General features: G+C 56.8%; 8 protein-coding genes. 4 read left to right on the top strand and 4 right to left on the bottom strand.

Going from position 1 to position 7,975, the window contains the following annotated elements:
• Window positions 1-290 (top strand): transposase (locus G485_RS24925; RefSeq protein ID WP_156922089.1); only part of this gene is annotated, 290 nt, incomplete at its 5' end.
• A gap of 45 nt (window positions 291-335) precedes the next feature.
• On the opposite strand, the gene G485_RS0103570 is transcribed toward G485_RS24925, so the two are convergent.
• A complete protein-coding gene (locus tag G485_RS0103570; RefSeq protein ID WP_027091413.1) occupies window positions 336-1,529 on the bottom strand; it encodes a hypothetical protein in 1,194 nt (397 codons plus the stop codon).
• A gap of 157 nt (window positions 1,530-1,686) precedes the next feature.
• Between G485_RS0103570 and G485_RS0103565 the strand changes: the two genes are divergently transcribed.
• Together G485_RS0103565 and rlmN are read left to right on the top strand one after the other, a co-directional pair.
• Window positions 1,687-2,817, top strand: coding sequence for a glycerate kinase (locus tag G485_RS0103565; RefSeq protein ID WP_027091412.1), 1,131 nt, complete (start codon window positions 1,687-1,689; stop codon window positions 2,815-2,817).
• A 197-nt stretch (window positions 2,818-3,014) separates the two neighbouring features.
• The gene (gene rlmN, locus G485_RS0103560) at window positions 3,015-4,088 is read left to right on the top strand and encodes a dual-specificity RNA methyltransferase RlmN (protein ID WP_027091411.1); all 1,074 of its coding nucleotides are present in this window, start codon (window positions 3,015-3,017) and stop codon (window positions 4,086-4,088) included.
• A 15-nt stretch (window positions 4,089-4,103) separates the two neighbouring features.
• Here the strand turns inward: rlmN and G485_RS0103555 are convergent, their stop codons facing one another.
• From G485_RS0103555 to G485_RS0103545, 3 genes are all read right to left on the bottom strand, one after another.
• Window positions 4,104-5,375: an MFS transporter gene (locus tag G485_RS0103555; RefSeq protein ID WP_027091410.1), complete on the bottom strand. Its 1,272-nt coding sequence runs from the start codon at window positions 5,373-5,375 to the stop codon at window positions 4,104-4,106.
• Window positions 5,376-5,436: 61 nt separating this feature from the next.
• A complete protein-coding gene (locus tag G485_RS0103550) occupies window positions 5,437-5,871 on the bottom strand; it encodes a MarR family winged helix-turn-helix transcriptional regulator (protein WP_420805718.1) in 435 nt (144 codons plus the stop codon).
• A 105-nt stretch (window positions 5,872-5,976) separates the two neighbouring features.
• Window positions 5,977-6,342 carry an MmcQ/YjbR family DNA-binding protein gene (locus G485_RS0103545; RefSeq protein WP_027091408.1) on the bottom strand — a complete coding sequence of 122 codons (366 nt, stop codon included), beginning with the start codon at window positions 6,340-6,342 and terminating at the stop codon, window positions 5,977-5,979.
• A 239-nt stretch (window positions 6,343-6,581) separates the two neighbouring features.
• Here G485_RS0103545 and G485_RS0103540 point away from each other — a divergent pair, with 239 nt between their 5' ends.
• Complete coding sequence (locus G485_RS0103540) at window positions 6,582-7,901, top strand: ABC transporter substrate-binding protein (protein WP_027091407.1); 1,320 nt, start codon at window positions 6,582-6,584, stop codon at window positions 7,899-7,901.
• Window positions 7,902-7,975 lie beyond the last annotated feature (74 nt).

Here is a 7,975-nt window from a genome sequence, read left to right as displayed (position 1 = left end):
AGCTTGGCAGGCCATCCAAAGAACAACGTGACGCCGATGATCGAAAGCAAGAGAAGCAAGACGCTGCACAGCGCAATGCGATCGAAGGAAAGTTCGGCGAAGGCAAACGCAAGTTGGGTTTGGGCCGAATTTGCTCCCGCGGTGCTCATACAAGTTTAACTGTCATCGCTATCCAGTTTCTGGTTATGAACCTGGAACGGCGACTGCGGGTTCTTTTTTTCTCTTTTTTCAGATTCATTGCGTTCCGTCCGATTTTTTGCATGAAAACCGCAAAGAAAATCACGGTCTAGGCTCATGCGTTGGGAGCAGCTTAAATTGATCTTGTTCAGCAAGCCCTAATTATACAACTCCAGCTCCTTGGAATAGTTTAAGAGCTTCCCATAATCGGCCGAAATTCGTCTTGCGAGGATCAAGACAAGCGTCATCATCATGCCGATAATGCCGAATTTCCATAGATAGAGCACATATCTCTTGCCGGTCAAGAAATATAAGATCAAGTCGACCGTCCCCATAAGCGCGAGAAATATAATGCCGCACGATAAAAGCACCGCATTCTTGTTGCCCTTCTTGGCATAGAGGACGGATAAGAGGATAATGAAGACAAGTTGCACGAGAATAAACGCCCCTAAAATGGCGGTAGTCAATACATAATAAACGCTGTAAAAACGGTTGCCGGCTGCTAAATAAACAATAAGGCAGATCATGCAGAGGAGGCAGTAGCCTGCCTGCCAATGCCGGAACTTCGTAAAAAGACGGAACTGACCTTCAAAGACCTGATCGACGTAATAATTGATCGCCGGAACCATAATGAACAGCGACAGATCAAAGAGCAATAGAAGAAATTTGCCGAATGGCCGAAAATAAAGATAAGGCAGAGGCGAATACGCGATAATGATCGTTCCCATCGTCAGTGCGATCAGACAAAGCGATATCCAGGAGCTCCTTTGTGTCCGATGCAAGAAGCCGGAGCAGAGCAGCATCATAAGCGATAATAAAACAATCGAGGTTCCAAGCAGCAGGTCGGGCATATCCTTCAACAGAAACCGCTTCGACAAAGCTTCAAAGTTGCCTATATGGACGCTGCTAATGAACCCGACGCGTTCGGTTGAGGAAAGGATCCGAACATAAATTTCCTTAGGCACGGCGTATTGGTCGATCGGCACCAGCAGCTTGTTCAAATCAAATATAAAATCGCGTTTCGAATCATACAGCAGCTTGTTGTCTTCGTACACGGACAGATCGAGCCCGTACAGCCGATCGACGAGCAGACCCGGCCGCTGCCAGCCGGAGGTGGGCGGGACGGTGAAGCGGACCCACATTCCCCGCATGCCTTCGGGGAGAACCGTGAAGGGACGGTCCGCGCCGGACTCGATCCACGGTCTCGTCGAGGAGGGGACCGCTTCCGATACGGCTTGCTCCGGAATCCACTGCACCTTCCAGTCCCGAATGACCGACGTGTCATTCGCGGCGTGGGCCAGCCTCGGCAGCAGGAAAACGGCAAATAAACATGCGATGGCTATCCATCGCATTGTGAATGGAAAACGCGAGTACTTCATAGTCCCCCCCATTAATGACCGAACTAGCGGCTGCATTTCGATAAAAAATGGAATTCTACAATATTTTGCTATCTCCTCTATTTTCCATCAAATTAATTAATTTCTGTATTGTTCTCGAAGGAGGAACAAGATGAGAATCGTGCTTGCCCCCGATTCCTACAAGGGAAGTCTGACCGCGACCGAGGCTTGCCGGGCCATGGAGGAAGGAATACGAAGGGTCCTTCCGGACGCCGAGATCGTTCGGGTGCCGATGGCGGACGGAGGCGAAGGCACCGTGCAAAGCCTGGTCGGCGCGATGAACGGCCGGATTCGCAGCGCGACCGTTCATAACCCGCTTGGGGAACTGATTGAGGCGAAATACGGCATTTTGCAGGACGAAGCGACGGCCGTCATCGAAGTGGCCGAAGCGTCGGGGCTTTATCGGATCCCGGCTTCACGCCGCAATCCGCTGATCGCCTCGACTTACGGTACGGGCGAGTTGATCCGGGACGCCCTGGACCAAGGCTGCCGCCGCTTTATTGTTTGTTTGGGCGGAAGCGCAACGAATGACGGCGGGGCCGGCATGATCCAGGCGCTGGGGGCCAGGTTGCTGGATCGGGACGGCAGGGAGCTGCCGCTCGGCGGAGGGAGCCTCGACCGTCTTCATCGCCTCGACCTGAGCGGCTTCGATGCCCGGATTGAAGAGAGCGTCTTCACCGCCGCCTGCGATGTGGACAATCCGTTATGCGGACCGAGAGGGGCAAGCGCGGTGTTCGGGCCGCAGAAAGGCGCGGACCCCGACATGGTCGCCGCGTTAGACCGCAATCTGTACCGTTTCTCTGAGGTGATCGAAAGGCAATTGCACCGGCCGGTTCGCGATCTGGCGGGAGCGGGAGCGGCGGGAGGTCTGGGCGCGGCCGTTGTCGCCTTTCTGAACGGTACGCTGCAGAAGGGAGTGCGGTTGGTGATCGAGGCCAGTCGGCTGGAAGAAAAATTGCTCGGGGCCGATCTGGTCCTGACCGGCGAAGGGCAGAGCGACGACCAGACGGAGATGGGGAAAACGCCGTTCGGCGTAGCCCAGGCGGCCGAGAAAGCAGGCATTCCCGTCATCCTCCTCTCGGGGGCGCTCGGACGGGGCGTCGAGTCGATGTACCGGCACGGCGTCGTCAGCGCGTTCTCCATCGTGAACGGGCCGATGGCGCTGGAAGAGGCGATGCGGGGTGCTTACGGGCTTCTCGCGGATTGCGCGGAGCGGGTTGTCCGGCTTTGGACGGCGAGATAAACAGAAGCGGAGAAAAGCACAAACCGCGGCGCGCAGCGGTTTCTTTGCGCTTTTGTCGGGATTCTCGGGCGTCCCGTTCAGGAAGGACGGAAGGGGAGGCCCCCCGGAACTTGTTAAATCACGTTAACTCTGGGACAATAAGAAGCGAATCGCAAAAGAGAAGAACGTTAAGTTTGCTAGTGAAACGAGGAATGGAAATGGAACGGGAATCCATTTACGGATTGACTTTAGATAAGCTGACCGCCTGGCTGGAAGAGTGCGGCCACAAGAAGTCGCGGGCGCTGCAAGTATGGGACTGGCTGTACCGGAAGCGGGCGACGGCGTTCGAGGACATGATCGGCGTGCATGCATCCTGCCGGGAGGCGTTGGCCGAGCATTTCGCGATCTCCACGCTGAGCGAGCATACGCGGCAGGAGTCTGCGGACGGGACGATCAAGTTTCTGTTCCGGCTGAAGGACGGCAACCTGATCGAAACGGTGCTGATGCGGCACAAATTCGGATTGTCCGTGTGCGTGACGACGCAAGTGGGCTGCAACATCGGCTGCAGCTTCTGCGCGAGCGGCCTCCTCGCGAAGAGCCGGGATTTGTCCGCCGGCGAGATCACGGAGCAGATTATGCAAGTTCAGCTTCATTTGGATCGGGCGGGCCGCGGCGAGAAGGTGAGCCACGCCGTCGTGATGGGCATCGGCGAACCTTTCGACAATTACGGCAACATGGCGGATTTCATCCGGGTCATCAAGGAGTCCAAAGGGCTGGCCATCGGGCCCCGCCACATTACCGTGTCCACCAGCGGTCTTGCGGATAAAATCCGCGAGTTCGCGGACAGCGACCTGCAGGTGAACCTGGCCGTATCTCTGCACGCGCCGAACAACGAGCTTCGCACGCGCATCATGAAGATCAACCGGGCCATACCGATCGAGAAGCTGATGGCGGCCATCGATTATTACCTGGAGCGCACGAACCGCAGATTGACCTTGGAGTACATTCTGCTCAAAGACGTCAACGACCGGAAGGAGCATGCGCTGGAGCTGGCCGAGCTGATCGGCGACCGGCGGCGTCCGCTCGTCAACGTCAACCTGATTCCCTATAATCCGGTGGACGAACATAGCCAATACCAGAGAAGCGAACCGGAATCGATCCGGACGTTCTTCGATACGCTCAAGAAGCAGGGCGTCAGCTGTAGCGTCCGCCTGGAGCACGGCGCCGATATCGACGCCGCCTGCGGGCAGCTCCGCAGCAAGCAAATCCGGGCGGGACGGGAAGCCGGGTGAGCGCGGAATGCGGCGTCAGGCTTCGGCTCGCCGAAGCGCCGCTCCGGTCTTGGAGATGCGAATCGCCATCAGCGAAGCGAACAGGCAGACGATGCCGGCGGCCATGAACGGAACCGTATAGGAACCGAGCCATTGTCTCATGGCTCCCGCCGAGTAGGCGGCGACGGAGGCGCCGATCTGGTGGGCGACGACGACCCAGCCGAAGATCATCCCGGATTTCTCCTTGCCGAATTCCTGGGTCGCCAGCTTGACGGTCGGCGGCACGGTCGCGATCCAATCGAGCCCGTAGAAGACGCTGAAGACGATCAGGTTGAGCGGGCCGGAGCCGAGCGCGTAAGGCAGGTAGAGCAGCGACAGACCGCGAAGGCCGTAGTACCAGAACAGGAGCCAGCGGCTGTCGAAGCGGTCGGACAGCCAGCCCGAGAACGTCGTGCCGAACAGGTCGAAGATGCCCATGAAGGCGAGCAGGCTGGCCGCCGTCACTTCCATGATGCCATAGTCGCCGCAGGCGGGAATGAGATGCGTGCCGATCAGGCCGTTCGTCGAAAAGCCGCAGAAGAAGAAGGTGCCGGCGAGCAGCCAGAACGTCTTGTTCTTCAAGCCTTCGCCCAGCGCGAGAAGCGGCGCCGCGAAGATGTCTCCTTGGAACGCCGCCGGCTTGGTCTTCTCCTCCGAACCGTATGGAGCGGCTCCGATCTCATAGGGATGATTCCGCATGAAGACGGCAACGAGAACCATGAGCGCGACGATGACGGCGACAGCCGTGTAAACGGAGGTTCTCCAGCCGGACTGAACCGTAATCCCGGCCAGCATGGGAAGGAACAGCAGCTGCCCCGTTGCCGCGCTGGCGGTCAGAACGCCGACCACAAGTCCTTTCCGCTTGACGAACCATTGATTCGCAACCGTAACGCCGAGGACGTTCGCCATCATTCCCGTGGCGAGTCCGGATACGACGCCCCACAGGATCTCGAACTGCCAGAGAGCTTGCATCCAAGGCGTGGCGGTCAGGCCGGCTGCCAGTGTCCCCAAGGAAGCGACCGTCACCCGGCGAATGCCGAACTTCAGGAGCACCGCGGCGGAGAAGGGACCCGCCAGCCCGTATAGGAAGATCCCGATCGAGACGACGCTGGAGATTCCCCCGCGGCTCCAGCCGAAATCCTTTTCGAACGGAAGCATAAAAAGGCTGGGCATGGACCGGATACCCGCCGAGACGAGCAAGGTGACGAAGGTAACGGCCAGAACAACCCACCCGTAATGAAATTTCGCTCTTCTTTTGTCGGCTTCCAAGGATCCCTCACTCCGTTCGTTTTATTTTGTTTGTACATACAAAATATAAATCCGCAAAAAATTAATGCCGCTCCAGCAGCGCGCTGGAAGCGTTCAAGTCCTCCGTCAATCGCTTGGCCGCGTCTGCGCCCAAGAGAGCCTCGTACCGATCGTGCAGATTTCGGGAGGCTTGGCGGATCGATTCCAACAGTTCCTCCGCTTTCTTCGTCGGGTACACGAGCACCGTCTTGCCTTGCCCTTTCCGTTCGACCAGCCGTTTGGCTTCCAGCTTATCGACGAATCGAGTGAGCGTGGAGGGCGTAATGGACAGCTTCTCAGCCAGTTCCTTCTGGGAAATGCCCGGCGCACCGGCGACCAGACGGATCAGATAGCCGTACATGGGACTGAGCCCGGTGGGCGCGAATTCTTCTTCGGCCATCTTGGTGATGGCGCGTCCCAATCGGTTGGCGGTAAAAAACAGGCACGTCTGCAGGAAGCCATCGTCCAAGGCGGGCACCTCCTCTTACGATTTTGTATGTACAACGAATATAGAGGGTCATTTGTCAAGACTCGTTGCGGAAAAAGGCGCCCTCCACGGGCGCTCGTACGAGTATCCAGGCGGCTAGGGGGCCCGCCAGGCCAGAGACTCCCTCACCGCTTTCGGAAGGTTGTCCAGCACAAGCCGGTACGAATCCTCCAGCATCTGCAGGATCGTTTCGTCCGGCACGCTTCCGTTCAGCAGAACGGTGTTCCAGTGCCGCTTGTTCATGTGATAGCCGGGAAGCACGGCTCCGGGGTACGTCTCGCGCTGCAGCCACGCTTCCTCCGGCGACGTCTTCAGATTGACGCTCTCCCCGTCCTCCCTGACGCCCAACAGGGCGAACATTCGGTTCCCCACGTACAGCACCGGCATTTCCGGATCGAACGGATACCGGAGACTGGTTCCCGGATAGCTCAACCCCGCGTCGATCAATTGCTGATGGTTCATGGCGTTCGTCTTCCTTCCTCTTGCGCGTCGTTAGACCGATTCTATCATAAAAGCGGCAAGCTTCGGAGTTAACTTGGCGGCGGCCGAAATCTACCTCAAACATCGCGAAAAAAGAGACGTCTATCCTTGGGTAAATATTAACTAAAAAAGTATTGATTTTTACTTAATATTTAGCTAGGATAAGGATGGTTGTGGATGCGTTTTCAATCCAATTTTCAAAAATGAGGGGGAAACACGAAATGAACAAGCTTTCCAAAGGTATCGGCCTGCTGCTGGCCACATCCGTTGTCTTGGGAGCGTGCGGCAACTCGAATGACAACAATGCCGCTCCATCTTCCGATTCCGGAAGCGGAGCGGCGGACGAGAACAAGGTGACCTTGTCGGCATGGGCATGGAACGTCAATGTCGGCGCCTTGAACGACGCAATGGAATTGTATAAGAAAGACCACCCTAACGTCGAGCTTAAAGTCGAGGACATGGGCCGCCTGGACGTATACGACAAACTGTCCACGGGTCTTGCGGCTGGCGGCCAAGGGCTTCCAGATATCGTGCTTGTCGAGGATGACCGCATTCAGGGATATTTGGATGCGTTCCCAAAAGGTTTTCTGAATTTGAGCGATAAAGGCTTTGACGGCAAGGACTTTCCGGCGTTCAAACAGCAGCTGACTTCCAAAGACGGCTCTTATTACGCACTGCCGTTCGACGCGGGCCCGACTGGTCTGTTCTACCGCAGGGACATTTTCGACAAAGCCGGCGTTAAAGCGGAAAGCATCGAGACGTGGGACGACTTCATCGCCGCGGGCAAGACGATCAAGGAAAAAACCGGCGCATACCTGCTGCCGGCCGACAAATTCAAGGATGACGCCAATTTCCGCATGATGCTCAATGAGCTCGGCGTATTCTACTTCGACAAAGACGGCAATATCGACTTTAACAACCCGAAGGCCGTTCAAGCGCTCGATACCCTCAAGAAGCTTGGGGACGCCGATCTCGTGAAAGACGTCAACGGCTGGGATGGAACCGTATCCGCTACGGTCGACGGCTCCGTGGCCACCGTTCCGTTCGGCGCTTGGTATTACGGCACTATTATCGATCAGGCGAAAGACACGAACGGCAAATGGGGCGTCATCCAGCTTCCGGCGTTCGAGAAGGGCGGCAACCGAGCGGCGAACCTAGGCGGCTCGAGCTGGATGATTCCCTCCGCGACGAAGCATCCCGACGAAGCATTCGAGTTTGCGAAATATTTCGCCACGACGCCTGAGGTTCAGCAAATGGCCATGGAAAAACACGGGTTGTTCCCGTCTCTGCTCTCCACGTACTCGCAGCCGATCTTCCAATCCGACGTCGCCTTCTTCGGCGGACAGAAGATCTGGAAGCTGTTCGCGGACGAAATGAAGAGCATTCCGACGCCTTACTACACCAAGGACTATGCGATCGCCATGGACGAAGCGGTCAAGGCGCAAGCTCACGTGTTCATGGGCCAATCCGCCAAGGAAGCCTTGAAGTCTGCTGCAGACAGTCTCAAGAGCCGGACGAAGCGCAACGTAAACAACTACTAATCGGATCGCGGCACGACAGGAACGAGATTTAGGAGAGGATCCTAAATCTCTTCCTGTTTCCATCACCGAGCCAG

The sequence above is a fragment of the Cohnella thermotolerans DSM 17683 genome, from assembly GCF_000429825.1.
Lineage (GTDB): Bacteria > Bacillota > Bacilli > Paenibacillales > Paenibacillaceae > Cohnella > Cohnella thermotolerans.
The sequence above is the reverse complement of the archived record's forward strand: the minus strand, read 5'-3'. Positions and strand labels throughout refer to the sequence as shown.

What these genes read in the sequence shown, in the direction of transcription:
- G485_RS0103570 (WP_027091413.1), bottom strand. Translation starts at nt 1,529, where the DNA reads ATGCGATGGATAGCCATCGCATGTTTATTTGCCGTTTTCCTGCTGCCG.
- G485_RS0103565 (WP_027091412.1), top strand. Translation starts at nt 1,687, where the DNA reads ATGAGAATCGTGCTTGCCCCCGATTCCTACAAGGGAAGTCTGACCGCG.
- rlmN (WP_027091411.1), top strand. Translation starts at nt 3,015, where the DNA reads ATGGAACGGGAATCCATTTACGGATTGACTTTAGATAAGCTGACCGCC.
- G485_RS0103545 (WP_027091408.1), bottom strand. Translation starts at nt 6,342, where the DNA reads ATGAACCATCAGCAATTGATCGACGCGGGGTTGAGCTATCCGGGAACC.
- G485_RS0103540 (WP_027091407.1), top strand. Translation starts at nt 6,582, where the DNA reads ATGAACAAGCTTTCCAAAGGTATCGGCCTGCTGCTGGCCACATCCGTT.